General features: G+C 38.1%; 15 protein-coding genes. All 15 read left to right on the top strand.

Annotation, left to right across the window (positions count from 1 at the left end; genetic code table 11):
* The first annotated feature begins 454 nt into the window (after positions 1-454).
* The 15 genes from nikB (at position 455) to HHU08_RS19890 (ending at position 17,135) form a co-directional block, all read left to right on the top strand.
* Positions 455-1,399, top strand: a complete 945-nt coding sequence (gene nikB, locus HHU08_RS19960) for a nickel ABC transporter permease (RefSeq protein WP_040343527.1) — start codon at positions 455-457, stop codon at positions 1,397-1,399.
* Between the two features lie 15 nt (positions 1,400-1,414).
* On the top strand, positions 1,415-2,314 hold the full coding sequence (locus HHU08_RS19955; protein ID WP_101729334.1) for an ABC transporter permease: 900 nt from the start codon (positions 1,415-1,417) through the stop codon (positions 2,312-2,314).
* A 29-nt stretch (positions 2,315-2,343) separates the two neighbouring features.
* Positions 2,344-3,870 (top strand): glutathione ABC transporter substrate-binding protein, encoded by a 1,527-nt coding sequence (locus HHU08_RS19950; protein WP_169189124.1) that lies wholly within the window; start codon positions 2,344-2,346, stop codon positions 3,868-3,870.
* A gap of 9 nt (positions 3,871-3,879) precedes the next feature.
* Positions 3,880-4,890: an ABC transporter ATP-binding protein gene (locus HHU08_RS19945; RefSeq protein ID WP_169189123.1), complete on the top strand. Its 1,011-nt coding sequence runs from the start codon at positions 3,880-3,882 to the stop codon at positions 4,888-4,890.
* Complete coding sequence (locus HHU08_RS19940) at positions 4,859-5,851, top strand: ABC transporter ATP-binding protein (RefSeq protein WP_016203456.1); 993 nt, start codon at positions 4,859-4,861, stop codon at positions 5,849-5,851. Before HHU08_RS19945 ends, HHU08_RS19940 begins: the two co-directional genes overlap by 32 nt.
* A 1-nt stretch (position 5,852) precedes the next feature.
* Complete coding sequence (locus tag HHU08_RS19935) at positions 5,853-7,463, top strand: gamma-glutamyltransferase family protein (RefSeq protein WP_101729331.1); 1,611 nt, start codon at positions 5,853-5,855, stop codon at positions 7,461-7,463.
* 24 nt (positions 7,464-7,487) lie between these two features.
* On the top strand, positions 7,488-8,051 hold the full coding sequence (locus HHU08_RS19930; RefSeq protein WP_169189122.1) for a chromate transporter: 564 nt from the start codon (positions 7,488-7,490) through the stop codon (positions 8,049-8,051).
* On the top strand, positions 8,048-8,578 hold the full coding sequence (locus HHU08_RS19925) for a chromate transporter (protein WP_169189121.1): 531 nt from the start codon (positions 8,048-8,050) through the stop codon (positions 8,576-8,578). Before HHU08_RS19930 ends, HHU08_RS19925 begins: the two co-directional genes overlap by 4 nt.
* A gap of 20 nt (positions 8,579-8,598) precedes the next feature.
* Complete coding sequence (locus HHU08_RS19920; protein ID WP_101729329.1) at positions 8,599-9,435, top strand: DUF1028 domain-containing protein; 837 nt, start codon at positions 8,599-8,601, stop codon at positions 9,433-9,435.
* A gap of 351 nt (positions 9,436-9,786) precedes the next feature.
* Positions 9,787-12,306 (top strand): preprotein translocase subunit SecA, encoded by a 2,520-nt coding sequence (gene secA / locus HHU08_RS19915; protein ID WP_169189120.1) that lies wholly within the window; start codon positions 9,787-9,789, stop codon positions 12,304-12,306.
* An 82-nt stretch (positions 12,307-12,388) separates the two neighbouring features.
* Complete coding sequence (locus HHU08_RS19910; protein WP_169189119.1) at positions 12,389-12,595, top strand: hypothetical protein; 207 nt, start codon at positions 12,389-12,391, stop codon at positions 12,593-12,595.
* A gap of 99 nt (positions 12,596-12,694) precedes the next feature.
* Positions 12,695-13,799 (top strand): peptide chain release factor 2 gene (gene prfB, locus HHU08_RS19905; protein WP_156827808.1). Its coding sequence is split into 2 segments (ribosomal slippage): positions 12,695-12,766 and positions 12,768-13,799, totalling 1,104 coding nucleotides; the frame shifts between segments, so codons are not numbered across the junction.
* A 245-nt stretch (positions 13,800-14,044) separates the two neighbouring features.
* Positions 14,045-15,028 carry a glycosyltransferase family 2 protein gene (locus tag HHU08_RS19900; RefSeq protein WP_016203449.1) on the top strand — a complete coding sequence of 328 codons (984 nt, stop codon included), beginning with the start codon at positions 14,045-14,047 and terminating at the stop codon, positions 15,026-15,028.
* Entirely contained in the window at positions 15,025-15,453 is a 429-nt protein-coding gene (locus HHU08_RS19895) for a GtrA family protein (RefSeq protein ID WP_101729325.1), read from the top strand. Before HHU08_RS19900 ends, HHU08_RS19895 begins: the two co-directional genes overlap by 4 nt.
* A complete protein-coding gene (locus HHU08_RS19890; protein WP_016203447.1) occupies positions 15,450-17,135 on the top strand; it encodes a DUF6044 family protein in 1,686 nt (561 codons plus the stop codon). The genes HHU08_RS19895 and HHU08_RS19890 overlap by 4 nt, the downstream gene beginning before the upstream one ends.
* Positions 17,136-17,184: the final 49 nt, after the last annotated feature.

Raw genomic sequence — 17,184 nt, 5'->3', positions numbered from 1 at the left:
AATTCTCTAACTAAAAATATAAGAAAATTTACTTTTTTGAAATAGTATTCACCGCTTAACATTCCTACCAATCAGGACGAATCCATCCATATAAATTACTATAAGAGAATAAAGATAGTATAAAAATACCCGAAAATGTATGATTATTAACTGAATCCAATCCCCGTAATCTATAGAAACTCTCCTTTTTTCAAAGTCGCTAACTTTGTGAAAAACATATTACTATTTCGATAAAATAAATATTAGAGAAGCGAAAGGGTTTTCTTGTTTTCTGTAAATATCGAATATATAAAATTATTAATTTTTTTAGAAAAATCACTAGAATTCTTTTTGTAACTGTCTTATAATCATGAATATTAATTATTTGCTTTCGTTTGTTAATTAAATGAAAGGATTTAGTTTACTTTTGAAAGTTAATATTGGTTATTTTGCAAAGAGGGGGAAGGTGAGACGGTTGATCTCGATGATTATTAGAAGGCTATTTCAGCTCGTATTATTACTTATTGGAATATCTTTCTTAGTTTTTGCTAGTATGCACATGGCACCAGGTGATCCAGCTTCGATTATAGCAGGACCAACGGCAACTGATTCTGATATCGCCGCCATTCAAGAAAGTTTAGGTTTGAATAAGCCTTTTCTTGTTCAGTATTGGGACTATTTAAAAAATGTTTTACAGGGCGACCTGGGTTATTCCTATCAAACGAAACAGTCTGTGTCAGAAGCGATTGCGCTAAGATTTCCGAATACACTGAATTTAGCGATTGCAAGTATCATTGTTGCGGTTGTGATTGGATTAGTAGCTGGTATTATCTCAGCACTTAAACAAAATTCATGGCTAGATGTATTCAGTACTGTATTTTCATTAGGCGGGATATCGATCCCTAACTTCTGGCTAGGTTCTATCTTGATTCTCGTATTCGCCGTCAACTTGCAGATGCTGCCGGTTGGAGGATTGGATGCTCCGTTTTGGACAATAGAGGGAATGCAGCAGTTAATTCTTCCTGCTATTACATTAGGAACGGGGTCAGCTGCAATGATTGCTAGGATGAGTCGTTCCTCGATGTTGGAAGTGATTCAAGCGGATTATGTCCGAACGGCGAGAGCCAAAGGAGTGAAGGAAAAATCAATTATTGGCGTCCATGCAATGAAAAATGCAATGATTCCTGTCATTACCGTAATTGGCGTTAACTTTGGAGGATTATTAGGGGGAACGATTATTACCGAACAGGTTTTTGCAATAAACGGAGTTGGGAGATTAATGATTAATGCGATTGCATCAAGAGATTTTCCGATGGTGCAAGGATCAGTATTATTGGTTGCTTCCCTCTTTGTTTTAGTGAACTTAATCGTTGATATTATTTATGTCTTTGTAGATCCGAGAATTAGCTATGACAATTAAGAAAGGAGGAAGTTGATGGAAACAGTAACGAACCCGCAAGTGTCACCCATTGTAAAGAAGGCAAAGAAAGATTCGTTTCTATTATCTACTTGGAAAAAGTTGATTCGAAATCGTTTGGCCGTTGTTGGACTGATTCTTATTATATTGCAAGTAGCAATCGCTATAACGGCACCGTTAATCACAAGCTATGACCCTGCACGTCAAAATCTTGAAGCAACAGAATTACCGATGTTCTCTGAAGGACACTGGCTTGGGACTGATAATTATGGTCGTGATATGTGGAGCAGAATAGCTTATGGGGCAAGAATCTCCTTAGTAGTTGGTAGTATAGCCGTTACTCTTGGATTAGTAGGCGGCATTACGCTAGGCTTGTTGGCAGGCTATTATCGTAAATTAGACGGAATTATTATGAGAATCGTAGACTTACTATTTGCTTTTCCAGGTATATTGCTTGCAATGCTTATCATTGCCGTTCTTGGAACGAGCTTAGTAAATGTAGCGATTGCCATCAGTATCTGGTCGATTCCTTCTTGTGCCAGAATAGTCAGAGGCTCTGTTTTATCTGTAAAAAAACAAGAATATATACTGGCAATGAAATCACTTGGAGCAAGCGATATTCGCATTATGTTTAAGCATATTTTGCCAAACTGTACAGCACCAATTATCGTGTTCGCCACCATGCGTATGGCGACCGCAATTCTTTCGACAGCTTCTCTTAGTTATTTAGGATTAGGAGCGCAGCCACCAACACCTGAATGGGGAGCAATGATTTCTCAAGGACAGGCGTATATGTGGACATCCCCACATATGACGATTATTCCTGGTATTGCCATTATGCTAACAGTATTTGCTTTTAATGTCTTAGGAGACGGATTAAGAGATGCGCTCGATCCAAATATGAAAGTTAATCAATAACAAATACATATAATGAAGGGGAGTTATTTATGAAGAAGTTAGTTTTTTCCATGTTAGCATTATTACTGCTTGTTGCAGCAGGCTGTTCGAAAAGTTCTAGTGGAGGATCAAACGGAGGAAATGTTACCCAGGAAATAACGTATGCATCAACTTCAGATGTAGTAGGACTATCGCCCATTTTAACAAATGACTCTGTTTCTGCCTCTGTCAATGAGCAAGTATACGAAACATTGTTCACGCGTAATTCAGAAACAATGGAAATTGAACCACTTTTAGCGGAATCCTATGAAAATCCTGATGAATTAACATGGGTAATCAAGTTAAAAGAAGGAATTACGTTCCAAGACGGTACACCATTTAATGCGGAAGCAGTAAAGTATACATTTGATAAATTCCGCGATCCTGCAACTGCTGCACCACGTGCTTCATTGCTTGAACCAATTGAATCTGTCAATGTACAAGATGAATACACAGTAGAAATTAAAACAAAGTATGCATATGGTGCATTACTTGCAGCACTTTCTCATTCTAATGCAGCAATTGTTAGCCCAGAGGCAGATAAAAACGGCGATTTAATGAAAAATCCTGTAGGTACTGGTCCATTTAAATTTGTTAGCTGGACACCAGGAGAATCTGTTGTATTAGAAAAATATCCTGATTATTGGCAAGGGGAAGCAAAACTAGACAAAATTACTTTTAAAGTAGTGCCAGAAGTAACAACAGCAATTTCCATGCTGCAATCAGGAGATGTTCAATTTATTGACGCAATTCCAACAGAGCAATTGTCTCGTGTAGAAGGGCTAAAAAATGTAGAAATAACGAAAAAAGAAGGAACACCTGTTTACTGGTTTGGATTTAACATGCAAAAGGAACCGATGAACAATTTAGAATTTCGACAAGCAGTAGCATATGCATTGAATCGTGATGCTTATGTGAAACAACTTAACGGTTTAGGGGTTGCTGGTAATAGTGTTATTGGGCCAAAAGTATTCGGCTATGATGAGGCAAGCAATGACGTTGGTTATGAATATAACCTAGAAAAAGCAAAAGAATTAGTAGAGAAAAATGGCTTTGGTGACAAAGAGTATACATTACTAGTTGCGAACAGAGCGAACTATATGAAAATGGCAGAAATCAGCCAATCTCAATTGCAAGAAGCAGGCTTAAAAATCAAAATTGAAACAATGGAATGGGGAACATATCTTGATGCAACCCGGACTGGAGATTATGAGTTGAGTTTCTTAAGCTGGTCCAATTCAACAGCAGATGGAAGTGAATTATTATATCCAAATTTCCATTCTGATAATGTAGAATCCTCTAACAAGGTGAAATATAGCAATGAAACATTTGATAAATTAGTAGAAGAAAGTCGTGAAAGTGTAGACCAAGATGTGCGTGCAGCGAAACTAAAAGAAGCGAATGAATTTCTTGTAAAAGACGCACCAGCCATTGTTATGAACCATGGAGTAGTAACACTTGCTTATGATAAATCTGTTAAAGGATTAGAGATTGATCCAACAGGAACTTGGTCACTATATAAAGTTTACAGAGAGTAGGGATTAAAAATGGAGAAGAAGCTATTATCTGTAAAAGACTTACGGACAAATTTTCGTACAGCTGATGGGGAACTATCAGCTGTACGAGGAATTTCTTTTGACTTAGATAAGGGAGAAACATTATGCATTGTCGGAGAATCCGGTTGTGGGAAAAGTATTACCTCCCTTTCACTTATGGGGCTTCTTCCGAGTAATGGCTATATTAGCAAAGAGTCTTCGATTAATTTGAATGGCACCGATTTGTCCAAACTCCCGAAGGAACGACTGCGTTCTATCAGAGGTCGCGACATCTCGATGATTTTCCAAGAACCGATGACGGCACTAAATCCGGTTTTAACAATCGGATATCAGCTAAGAGAGCCGCTAATGCTTCATCAACATTTATCGAAGCAAAAGGCACATGCGAAAGGAATTGAATTATTAACACAAGTTGGAATTCCCTATCCTGAAAAAAGAATGAAGCAATACCCACATGAATTAAGTGGCGGGATGAGACAACGGGTTATGATTGCTATTGCCCTGTCATGCCGTCCGCAATTATTGATTGCCGATGAACCAACTACTGCGCTAGATGTAACAATTCAAGCACAAATATTGGATTTAATGGATGATTTAAAGAACCAGCTTGGCATGGGTGTTATTATGGTTACCCATGATATGGGAGTAGTTGCGGAAATAGCGGATCGAGTAATGGTTATGTATGCCGGGGAAAAGGTGGAGGAAGGCGATGTGGAAAGTATCTTTACCAATCCGCAGCATCCTTATACAAGAGGCCTTTTAAACTCTGTACCTGATATTGATGATCCATCTTTTGAACTTGAAGCAATTCCAGGTTCATTGCCTAACTTAAATGAAGAAATCAGTGGATGTCGCTTTCATCCGCGCTGTCCATTTGCGACAGATAGATGTAAAGCAGATTCCCCGAAAGAATATGAGCTGCATTCCGCTCATCGCGTAAAATGCTGGTTGCAGGAGGAGGTGGAAATACATGCAGACGATCGAGAAACCATCCCTTCTTAAATTAGAAGGGGTTAAGAAGTATTTTCCTATTAAAGGTGGCTTATTGCAAAGAGTTCAAGGCAATGTAAAGGCTGTCGAAAATGTTAGTTTAGAAGTTTTTGAGGGAGAAAGTGTTGGTGTTGTTGGAGAATCTGGCTGTGGGAAATCGACGCTTGGCCGAACGATTCTTGGATTAGAAGAAATAACCGATGGAAAGGTGTATTTCCAAAGCCAAGATACACAGGCACTTTCGAGTAAAGAACGAAAAGCAATCAAAAAAGATATGCAGATGATCTTCCAAGATCCATATGCTTCCTTAAATCCGCGCCAAAAAATTGGCAATGCATTAGAAGAGGCATTTGTTATTCATACCAATCTATCAAAAGAAGATAGAAAACAAAGGGTAGTAGAACTTTTACAAGAGGTCGGTTTAAAGGAAGAACATTATGATCGCTATCCCCATGAATTTAGTGGCGGGCAGCGTCAACGTATTGGGATTGCGCGTGCAATTGCTCTTAATCCTTCTTTGATTATTTGTGATGAAGCAGTTTCTGCTTTAGACGTTTCTGTTCAAGCACAAGTATTAAAATTAATGAAGGGATTAAAAGATAAATATCAATTAACATATCTGTTTATCTCTCATGATCTAGGGGTAGTTCGCTATTTTTGTGATCGAGTTTTAGTTATGTATTTAGGGAATACGGTGGAACTTGCTTCCTCGGAAAAATTATATGAAAATCCCCTTCATCCTTACACAAAAGCATTGTTATCCTCGATTCCGCGACCTAAAATGGGAGGAAAGGGTGAACGTATTCGCTTAAAAGGAGAGATCCCTAATCCTGCTAACCCGCCATCTGGGTGCCCGTTCCATACACGCTGTCCGATTGCGACTGACTTATGCAAACAATCGAAACCAGAGTGGAAAGAAGCAGAGGCGAATCACTTCGTAGCCTGTCATTATGTCGGAAAGGAATTGAATTAATATGAAACTAGATTACTTGTATCATCCTTATCCATCCCAACGTAACACTGTATTTGCCAAAAAGGGAATGGTCGCTACTTCCCAGCCTTTAGCTGCTCAAGCTGGTCTTGAAATTTTGCAGAAGGGTGGGAATGCGATTGATGCGGCTATTGCAACAGCAGCAGCCTTAACAGTAGTGGAGCCAACATCGAATGGAATCGGCGGCGACGCGTTTGCCCTTGTATGGGTAAAAGACAAGTTGCACGGATTAAATGCGAGCGGCCCGGCACCAAGTTCTATTTCTATTGACGATTTAAAAGAAAAAGGGTTAGAGAAGATGCCAACCCATGGCGTTATCCCCGTTACTGTACCAGGAGTTCCATCTGCATGGGCTGCACTTTCAGAAAAGTTTGGAAAGTTACCTTTGAGTGAAACGTTGGCACCGGCTATTCGTCTGGCTGAAGAAGGTTATCCAGTTAGCCCGACTTTAGGGAAGTATTGGGATCTTGCGTACAATCGTTTTAAAGAGAAGTTTCAAGGAGAAGAATATAAACCTTGGTTCGATACCTTTGCACCGAATGGCAGAGCGCCAAAAATTGGCGAGGTTTGGTCATCAGAAGGTCATGCTTCTACCTTGCGTTCTATTGCAGAAACAAATGCGGAGAGCTTTTATCGAGGAGAATTGGCAGAAAAAATTTCGCAGTTTATGGAAGATCATAATGGCTATCTTCATAAAGACGATTTAGCTCGTTTTTATCCAGAATGGGTAGAACCAATATCCGTTTCTTATAAAGGTTATGACGTTTGGGAAATTCCACCAAATGGTCAAGGGTTAGTTGCTTTAATGGCATTAAATATTGCTAAAGGCTTTGATTTAACAGAGAAGGATTCGGTACATACATACCACAAGCATATCGAAGCAATGAAGCTTGCATTTACAGATGGAAAAGCATTTATTACGGAAGAGAAAGAAATGCCTCATACAGTAAGTGAACTATTAAGCGAAGAATACGCGGCTTTAAGAAGAGAAAAAATCGGCGAGCATGCCATTACTCCAGAACCATTATCCCCTCCAAAAGGAGGAACGGTTTACTTAGCCGCAGCAGATGAAGAAGGAAATATGATTTCGTATATTCAAAGTAATTACATGGGCTTTGGTTCGGGAATTGTTATTCCAGAAACAGGAATTGGCTTGCAAAACCGCGGGCATGATTTTTCACTAGATCCCACTCATCCCAATGCATTAAAACCAGGAAAAAGAACGTATCATACGATTATTCCAGGTTTCCTTACGAAAAATAATAAACCAGTCGGACCTTTTGGGGTTATGGGTGGTTATATGCAGCCACAAGGACATTTCCAGGTTGTCACCAATACAATTGATTTCCATTTGAACCCACAAGCGGCATTAGATGCACCAAGATGGCAGTGGTTGGAAGGAAAGAAAATTCTCGTAGAACCTCATTTTCCAAACTATCTTGCCCAAGCACTTGCAAGACGTGGACATGAGATTCAAACCGCGACGGAGTATGGGCACTTTGGCAGAGGACAGATTATTTGGCGAGATGAAGAGACGGGGGTATTAATTGGCGGGACAGAATCAAGAACAGATGGAGCGATTGCTTCCTGGTAAGACTTCGGAAAGGTTGTTGATTTTATGACACATTGGCATCTATTTCTTGCATTTTTCCGAGTTGGGATACTAGGATATGGCAGTGGTCCATCTTCTATTCCCCTTGTAAAAAATGAAGTAGTCGATAAATATAAATGGATGACAGATGACGAGTTTTCTGATGTTTTAGCATTAGGGAATGCTTTGCCTGGACCGATTGCGACAAAGATGGCCGGGTATATTGGTTGGCAAGTAAAAGGAGTCCTCGGAATGTTAAATGCCATTATCGCATCCGTTGTTCCGACGATTTTATTAATGATTGTTCTTTTAACCTTTTTAAATTCCTTTAAAGATAAGCCTTGGGTATTAGGAATGGCCAAGGCAGTTGTTCCCGTAGTTGGGGTAATGCTAGCGGTATTAACAGTAGATTTTCTAAAAAAAGTAAATGCTCATTTTGGTGTGAAGCTAACGATTGGATTACTGATAGCAAGTCTTATCCTTTTAGTTCTTCTTAATATCCATCCAGCGATTGTAATTGGAGTTGTTATTGTTGTTTCCCTTCTTAGTAAGCAGGAGAAGCAGGAAGTAAAAGAGGTGAAGGCTTCATGATTTACTGGCACATCTTTTGGGCATTTTTTCTTCCTGGGATACTTGGCTATGGAGGAGGACCCGCTTCCATTCCTTTAGTGGAAAAAGAAGTAGACGACCGGTATGGCTGGGTTACGGAAAATGAATTTAGTGAAATGCTGGCAATGGGAAATGCATTGCCTGGACCAATTGCAACAAAAATGGCAGGCTACATCGGATTTCAAGAAGGTGGTGTAATTGGAGCCTTTATTGGTGTCTTTGCGACGGTTGCTCCATCCTTGTTACTCATGATTGCCTTGCTTCGTCTTTTAATGAAATTTAAAGATTCACCTAAAGTAAATTTACTGACAAACTTAGTTCGACCAGTGATAGCGGTTTTACTAGCAATGATGACGATTAGTTTTTTTCAGAATTCGTATGATGGAATCGGAATTTACCAGACAGTTTTCATAGGCGTCGTAAGCTTACTTTTACTAGAAAAAGTAAAAGTTCATCCTGCTTATGTGATAGCAGGTTCCCTTATGTATGGGGCTATTTTCTTGGCTTAAATGGAGAAGGAGGTTAGGCAATGACATTTTCGATTATTGGCTATGATCCACAGGAAAAAGAATGGGGCATTGCTGTCCAGTCTAAATTTCTTGGCGTTGGTGCAGTTGTTCCTTGGGCAAAAGCAGGAGTGGGAGCCGTTGCGACGCAATCTTATGCAAATACGTCCTTTGGTCCAGAAGGCTTGCGTTTAATGGAAGAAGGAAAATCAGCAGAAGAAGCCTTGCATACACTATTAGACAAAGACCCAGGAAGAGAGCAAAGACAGGTTGGCTTTATTGATGCAAATGGGAATGCTGCAACTTTTACGGGAAAGGAATGTTATAACTGGGCTGGAGGGGTAACAGGTCCTCATTTTGCAGCACAGGGAAATATTCTTGTTGATGAAAATACAGTACAGGCAATGGCGGATATTTTTCAAAAAACAGAAGGGAAACTAGCAGAACGGCTACTTGCAGCATTGCAAGCAGGACAGGACGCTGGTGGTGATAGTAGAGGGCAGCAATCAGCAGCGCTGCTTGTTGTAAAAGAAAGTGGAGGATATGGTGGTTTTAATGATCGCTATGTTGACTTGCGGGTAGAAGATCACGAGGAGCCAATCAAAGAACTTGCACGCATCTATCAATTACAGCAACTCTATTTCGCCCCATCAAAGCCAGAGAATATTATTTCGATAGAAGGAAAGACGCAAGAAGAACTAACGACACACTTACAAAGATTAAACTATCTAAACGAAAATACAACAGACGTATCAACAGCGCTAAAAACATATATTCATACCGAAAACTTTGAAGAACGAGAGCAACCAACAGGACTCATCGATTTAGAAGTACTTGAGTATATGAAAAAACAGAAGTGATTATCGTAAAAAACTTCCTAAATTGATAGGGAGTTTTTTTGTGTGTCTTGATAGAATCCATTGTTCTGTCAAGGTATAAGTTGTCACGCTATTGTGGAAATGGTAAGATGTATAGATGATACTAGTTTCATTTTAAAGAAAAATGGGTATTTAGCCATCATTTTTCTTCTATAATATATAGTATGCGATATAATTAAAGGTAATTAACTAAAAAATTGATTTTTTTCGATGAAATCACGGATATGTTAACAAAGAAGACAATTAATTTTCATCTGCTTTTAATGAAAAAGAGATAATCTTCCCAATATCTACTACGATTTCTCATTATAATAGAAAAAGGAGCGTTTTTTAATGCTTGGAATTTTAAATAAAGTATTTGATCAAAACAAACGCGATATTAAGAAATTAGCAAAAATTGCTGATAAGATTGAATTGCTTGCAGATGAAACTGCAGCATTATCGGACGAGCAATTAAAAGGAAAAACAGAAGAATTTAAAGCGCGTTTCCAAAAAGGGGAAACATTAGATGACTTATTGGTAGAAGCCTTTGCAGTAGTGAGAGAAGCTGCCAAGCGTGTACTTGGACTTTATCCATATCATGTACAGCTAATGGGGGGAGCATCCCTTCATGATGGAAATATTTCCGAGATGAAAACAGGGGAAGGTAAAACATTAACGGCAACAATGCCTGTTTACTTAAATGCCCTATCTGGTAAAGGAGTTCACGTTGTAACAGTCAACGAATATCTTGCTACTCGTGATGCCGCAGAAATGGGTCAATTATATAATTTCCTTGGATTAACAGTCGGACTTAACTTAAATGGTCTTTCTAGAGAGGATAAGCAAGCAGCTTATAGTGCCGATATCACATACGGAACAAATAATGAATTTGGTTTTGATTATTTGCGTGATAACATGGTTCTTTATCACGAGCAAAAGGTACAAAAACCATTGTATTATGCAGTAATCGATGAAGTCGATTCCATCTTAATTGATGAAGCTCGTACTCCACTTATCATTTCTGGTTCTGCACAAAAATCAACACAGCTTTATGTTCGTGCTAACATTTTTGTTAGCAGCCTAAAGCCAGAAAAAGATTATACCTATGATGAAAAAACAAAAGGTGTTCAATTAACAGAAGAAGGTATGTCAAAAGCAGAGCGTGTTTTCCAAATCGAAAACCTATTTGACGTTTCCAATGTTGCGATTAACCATCATATTACCCAAGCATTAAAAGCTCATGCTAGTATGCACAAGGATATAGACTATGTGGTTCAAGATGGCGAGATTGTCATTGTTGACCAATTTACAGGCCGTTTAATGAAAGGCCGCCGCTATAGTGATGGCTTGCATCAAGCAATTGAAGCGAAAGAAAACTTAGAAATTCAAAATGAAAGCATGACGCTTGCAACGATCACATTCCAAAACTATTTCCGTATGTATGAAAAACTTGCAGGGATGACTGGTACAGCAAAAACGGAAGAAGAGGAATTCCGCAATATTTATAATATGAACGTTGTTGTTATTCCAACAAACCGTGATATCGTTCGTGATGATCGTCCAGATTTAATCTATGCATCAATGGACGGGAAATTTAGAGCAGTCGTGGAAGATATTGCAGAGCGTCACAAAAACGGACAACCAGTACTTGTTGGTACTGTTGCAATTGAAACGTCTGAAATCATCTCGAAGTATTTAACGAAAAAGGGAATTCCGCATAATGTCTTGAATGCGAAAAACCATGAAAGAGAAGCGGAAATCATTGCAACTGCCGGGGAACAAGGTTCTGTGACCATTGCAACAAATATGGCTGGTCGTGGTACAGATATTAAACTTGGCGAAGGTGTTAAAGAATTAGGCGGTCTATCAGTTATCGGTACAGAGCGTCATGAAAGTAGACGTATTGATAACCAGCTTCGTGGTCGTTCTGGTCGTCAAGGAGATCCAGGGGTAACACAATTCTATCTATCCATGGAAGATGAATTGATGCGCCGTTTCGGTTCAGACAATATGAAAAATATGATGGCGAGACTGGGTATGGATGATTCCCAGCCTATCCAAAGTAAAATGGTATCCCGTGCTGTAGAATCTGCACAAAAACGTGTAGAAGGAAATAACTTCGATTCACGTAAGCAATTACTACAGTATGATGATGTTCTTCGTCAGCAACGTGAAATCATCTACTCACAGCGTAATGAAGTATTAACTTCTGAAAACTTGCGCTCTATTGTGGAAAAGATGATTAAATCATCATTAGAGAGAAATGTCCAAGCACATACTCCAGATAATGCAGACAGAGAAAGCTGGGATTTACAGGCTATCGTGGATTATGTAAATGGAAATCTTCTTAACGAAGGTGATGTAAGTGTAGCGGATCTTCGTGGAAAAGAAAGTGATGAAATCGTTGAATTCATTTTCACGAAAGTATTACAAAGCTATGATGAAAAAGAAGAGAAGCTTTCGCCTGAGCAAATGCGCGAATTTGAAAAAGTTATTGTTCTTCGTGCAGTTGATAGTAAGTGGATTGACCATATCGACCAAATGGATCAATTACGCCAAGGTATCCATCTTCGTGCATATGGACAAATCGATCCGCTTCGTGAATATCAATCAGAAGGATTTGCTATGTTTGAAGCAATGGTTATTGCCATTGAAGAAGACGTTGCAAAATATATCATGAAAGCAGAAATCCGCAATAATCTGGAAAGGGAAGAAGTGGCAAAAGGCCAAGCAGTAAACCCAAAAGAAGAAGGCGGCGACAAGAAACCAAAGAAAAAACCAGCAGTTAAGCAACTAGACATCGGACGTAATGCACCATGCTTCTGTGGCAGCGGAAAAAAATATAAAAATTGCCATGGCGCAAATTTATAATATATAGTAGTGAAGGGTCTACCTTTTCCTTTTGGAAAACGGTAGACTTTTTTTATTTGGATGGGGGTTGGGGGCCGGGAGATTGGATTGGAATGCAAGTAAAAGAGGGAAAGTCGCAAGTAAAGGTGAGGAAGTCGCAAGTAAAGGTGGAGAAGTCGCAAGTAAGGGTGCGAAAGTCGCAAGTAAAAGTGCGAAAATCGCAAATAAGGGTGGAGAAGTCGCAAGTAAAGGTGTGAAAATCGCAAGAAAGCCCGCAAAACGCACGATCAATTTCCCGCTTCACTATTAAATTAACAGGAAAACATGCATTTTTTTTCAAAAAGCCATATAATACATAAAGGAAGTAGTAAACTACTTAGAACTATAATTTATATAAAGGGTGACATTAATGGAATTAGCAGATATTCGCAATGAGTTAGAAAAGATAAATGTAACACTAGAAAACTTTAGGGGGTCTCTTTGACTTAGAGAACAAAGAGGCGCGTATTGCTGGGTTAGAAGATGAAATGCTTCATCCTGACTTCTGGAATGATCAGCAAGCAGCTCAAGCAGTAATTTCAGAAAGCAATGCATTAAAGGACCAGGTTCATGAATTCTACCAATTAGTAGAAACATTTGAGAACCTTGAATTAACTTACGAATTGGTGAAGGAAGAGGACGATGCTGAGCTTCGTGCGGAGTTGGAAGAGGAGCTTACGGAATTAGTTGATCGTTTAAGCCAGTTCGAATTAAATTTATTATTAAGTGGACCGTATGATAAAAATAATGCCATCTTGGAACTGCACCCAGGTGCGGGTGGTACAGAGTCTCAAGACTGGGGCAGCATGCTTCTGCGCATGTATACAAGATACGCAGAGAAAAAAGGGTTCAAAGTGGAGACCTTGGACTATTTACCAGGAGACGAAGCTGGTATTAAGAGTGTAACGTTAGCGATTAAAGGACATAACGCATATGGATACTTAAAAGCGGAAAAAGGGGTTCATCGCTTAGTGCGTATTTCACCATTTGACTCGTCTGGCCGCAGACACACAAGTTTCGTATCCTGTGATGTAATGCCTGAGTTTAACGATGAAATTGAAATCGAGGTTCGTACAGAAGATTTAAAAATTGATACGTATCGTGCTAGTGGAGCGGGTGGTCAGCATATTAATACAACCGATTCTGCTGTTCGTATTACGCATATTCCAACAGGCGTTGTTGTTTCCTGCCAGACAGAGCGTTCGCAAATTAAAAACAGAGAAACCGCAATGAAAATGTTGAAAGCAAAATTATATCAACGTAAAATCGAAGAACAAGAAGAAAAGCTTGCGGAAATCCGTGGAGAACAAAAGGAAATTGGTTGGGGAAGTCAAATCCGTTCTTATGTTTTCCATCCATATTCCATGGTTAAAGATCACCGCACGAATACAGAAGTTGGGAATACACAATCTGTCATGGATGGTGACCTTGATATCTTTATTAATGCTTATCTTCGTTCCAAAATTAATTCTTAATAAACAGAGCCAAATTCGGAATGGATTAGTGATTGCTAATCCAGGCGAATTTGGCTTTTTTATATAGCACTATTAATGAAAGTATCCGTTTTCACTTTCTGTTTACTATTCTTTTACAGTTTTTTTTACATAATATTTTGCAATTAATGAAACTATTTCACCGTTTCACCGTCTTACTTAAGTGGGGTATTTAATAAAAAGATATTTCATTATAGGAAAAAGTGGAAAGAAAAGAGGTATTACAAATGCAAAAAACAATATTAACCATTGCTGTACCTTGTTTTAATGAGGAAGAAGTTTTTGATCAGACAATGGAAAATTTACGAACCGTTTTGTGCGATTTAATGGGAGAAAATTTAATCAGTGAGCAAAGTCAATTACTGTTTATTGATGATGGCAGTAAAGATTCTACATGGGAGAAAATCGAAAATGCGACTTTGTTTGATCCGTTAGTAAGTGGAATGAAACTATCGAGAAATTTTGGCCATCAGCGTGCATTATTAGCTGGATTGGAAGAGGCAGTCAAATTTTCAGATTGTGTGATAAGTATCGATGCTGACCTTCAAGATGATACAGGCGTAATAAGAGAATTCATTATTCAGTATTTACAAGGCAATGAAATCGTCTATGGAGTAAGAAGCAAACGGGATACAGATACTTTTTTCAAAAGAAATACGGCCCAAGGCTTTTATCGATTAATGGAGAAAATGGGCTTGTCACTTGTTTATAATCATGCTGACTATCGATTATTAAGTAAAAGAGCAATCGAGGAAATGCTTCGGTTTAAAGAATCAAACATGTTTTTAAGAGGTGTTGTCCCTCTATTAGGCTTCAAATCTACAAAAGTTTATTATGAACGAAAGGCTAGAGCAGCAGGGGAATCAAAATATCCTTTCCGTAAAATGATTGCTTTTGCTTTAGATGGAATCACTTCTTTTAGTGTAAAACCAATCCGTCTTATTACGATGTTAGGTTTCTTATTTTCGGTGATTAGTGTATTTGCTGGTATCTATGCGTTAGTTCAGAACTTTATGGGGCATACAGAATCTGGATGGACATCTTTGATGATTTCTGTTTGGCTACTTGGTGGATTAATGCTTATGAGTATCGGTTTAATCGGAGAGTATATCGGAAAAATTTATGAGGAGGTTAAGCAGCGACCACGTTATATTATTGAAAGTAATTTATGCAAGAAAGTAGGAAATAAATCAAAGGTGCATTCTAGATGAAGGATAAATCGTTTCTTATATTCTTAATAGTTGGTCTTATGAATACTTTTATTGGTTTATCTATCATTTATTTATGCTTGAACATACTGCATTTCCATTATTGGACTGCAACGTTTATAGGAAATGCAGTAGGAGCATGTGTAAGTTATTTTCTAAATAAACGATTTACATTCAAAAGCAATGCGGATTTAGGAAGTAGTGGACTACGCTTCATCGCAGTCATTTTAGCCTCTTATTTTCTTGCTTATAAAGCAGGCTTGGTAATTGTGGAAATGCTGCTGAGTGAAATGGCCTTTTTATCTTTCTATACAGATGAAATTGCCGTTCTATTTGGAAGTGGCTTCTATACATTATTAAATTATGCAGGGCAGAAATATTTTGTTTTTCCGAAACGCTATCAAGAAAATGCTAGGAGCGTCAAATGAATTATTTAAAGAGAGAAAGAACGTTTTTTTATATAGCAATTGTAATTGTTTTACTGTGGGTACTGCCTTATTTTGTGCTAAATGAAGATGCTCATATGCGAGTACATGACAATCTAGATTCTAACTTGGGATGGTATGAAGTAATGAAAGATAACGGAATTGCCTTCTCTCCGTTACATACACCAGTGGAACAAATTATGAATGGGGAATTTTCGAGAGACACTTATTATTCCGAGTATTATGCGATGGTCTTCCTATTTCAACTATTCCCTCCTGTCATTGCATATGGACTTAGTCAAGCAATTACTCACTTTGTTGCATTTTTAGGGATGTATTTATTATTGAAAAAATATGTGATGAAAGAGGAGCATAAAAATGCTTATCTGATTACAATTGGCGTTGCGCTAGCCTTTAGCTTAACACCGTATTGGCCGTCAGGAATGCTCAGCATTCTTGGAATGCCCCTTGCCTTATGGAGTATGATGAATATTAAAAAGGGAGAAAGAAACTGGAAGGATGCAGCTGTTTTAACGATCATTCCCTTCTTTTCAACCTTTGTTATTGGCTTTTTCTATTTCCTTGCAGCGATGGGAATGTTTTGGCTATACGACTGTATCAAGAACAGAAAAGGAAATTGGGCATTCTTTATCGCCATTATCTATATGATTTTTATTTATTTAGCAATCGATTATCGTCTTGTTTTTTCCATGATTGCACCACTATCGGATGAATTAACAAACAGAGATGTATTCTATCAATCGAAGCTAAATTTTGTGCAAACCTTGAAGCTTGTCGTGAAAAATTATGTGATCAGTCATAATCAAGATCGAACTATTCATCAATTTATTATTTTACCATTAACTTTACATGGTCTTATCATCGTTCTTTTGAAAAAAACGTGGAAGGAAAATAAATTATATGTAGGTCTTCATTTATTGAATATCGTCCTCTCGACATGGTATGCCTTTTGGTTTTTTGAAGGATGGCAGCCATTAAAAGAGAAGTTTGGTATTTTAACAAGCTTTAATTTTGCTAGATTTCATTATTTGCGACCGATGATTATCTATACTTTATTTGCGCTTACTTTGAAAATGATCTGGAAGAATGGCCATTTCGGTCGTAAGCTTGTCTCTGTGCTGATAATCGGTCAGTTACTAATTTTAGTGCCGACAAATGAACAGATCATGTATAAAAATCAACCAAGCTATAAAGAATACTTTGCTGAAGAGCAATTTGCAGACATTAAGGAATTTATCGGAAAGCCGCTGGATCAATATAGAGTAGTAAGTATCGGCATCCATCCAAATGTAGCACAGTATAATGGGATGTATACACTGGATTCCTATAGCAATATTTATCCATTAACATATAAGCTTCAATTTAGAAAAATAATCGAGCCAGAGCTTAACAAAAATAAAGCGTTAAGAAACTATTACGACGACTGGGGCGGTAGATGTTATATTTTTGTCGATGAATTGGGCAAGTACTATCAATATTCTAAGCAATCCGATAAAGAGATTAACCATTTACAGTTAAATGTAGAAGCATTGAAAGAGATGGGGGGACAATATATTCTATCTGCACTCCCAATCAATAATGCAGAAGAAACAAATCTTGAATTTATGAAGGATTTTGAATCGAAAGAAAGCAATTGGCATATTTATTTATATAAAGCCATGTGAAAAAAGAGCCTGACTTGGCTCTTTTTTTATTTTTCGATTCTAGATTAAG

The organism is Niallia alba (assembly GCF_012933555.1).
Classification (GTDB): Bacteria; Bacillota; Bacilli; order Bacillales; family Cytobacillaceae; genus Niallia; species Niallia alba.
Note: the sequence above shows the minus strand (reverse complement) of the source record. Positions and strands in the feature narration are given on the sequence as shown.

Excerpts from the sequence above, each read along its gene's own strand:
- HHU08_RS19955 (WP_101729334.1), top strand. The coding sequence starts at position 1,415 with ATGGAAACAGTAACGAACCCGCAAGTGTCACCCATTGTAAAGAAGGCA.
- HHU08_RS19950 (WP_169189124.1), top strand. The coding sequence starts at position 2,344 with ATGAAGAAGTTAGTTTTTTCCATGTTAGCATTATTACTGCTTGTTGCA.
- HHU08_RS19945 (WP_169189123.1), top strand. The coding sequence starts at position 3,880 with ATGGAGAAGAAGCTATTATCTGTAAAAGACTTACGGACAAATTTTCGT.
- HHU08_RS19940 (WP_016203456.1), top strand. The coding sequence starts at position 4,859 with ATGCAGACGATCGAGAAACCATCCCTTCTTAAATTAGAAGGGGTTAAG.
- HHU08_RS19935 (WP_101729331.1), top strand. The coding sequence starts at position 5,853 with ATGAAACTAGATTACTTGTATCATCCTTATCCATCCCAACGTAACACT.
- HHU08_RS19930 (WP_169189122.1), top strand. The coding sequence starts at position 7,488 with ATGACACATTGGCATCTATTTCTTGCATTTTTCCGAGTTGGGATACTA.
- HHU08_RS19925 (WP_169189121.1), top strand. The coding sequence starts at position 8,048 with ATGATTTACTGGCACATCTTTTGGGCATTTTTTCTTCCTGGGATACTT.
- HHU08_RS19920 (WP_101729329.1), top strand. The coding sequence starts at position 8,599 with ATGACATTTTCGATTATTGGCTATGATCCACAGGAAAAAGAATGGGGC.
- secA (WP_169189120.1), top strand. The coding sequence starts at position 9,787 with ATGCTTGGAATTTTAAATAAAGTATTTGATCAAAACAAACGCGATATT.
- HHU08_RS19900 (WP_016203449.1), top strand. The coding sequence starts at position 14,045 with ATGCAAAAAACAATATTAACCATTGCTGTACCTTGTTTTAATGAGGAA.
- HHU08_RS19895 (WP_101729325.1), top strand. The coding sequence starts at position 15,025 with ATGAAGGATAAATCGTTTCTTATATTCTTAATAGTTGGTCTTATGAAT.
- HHU08_RS19890 (WP_016203447.1), top strand. The coding sequence starts at position 15,450 with ATGAATTATTTAAAGAGAGAAAGAACGTTTTTTTATATAGCAATTGTA.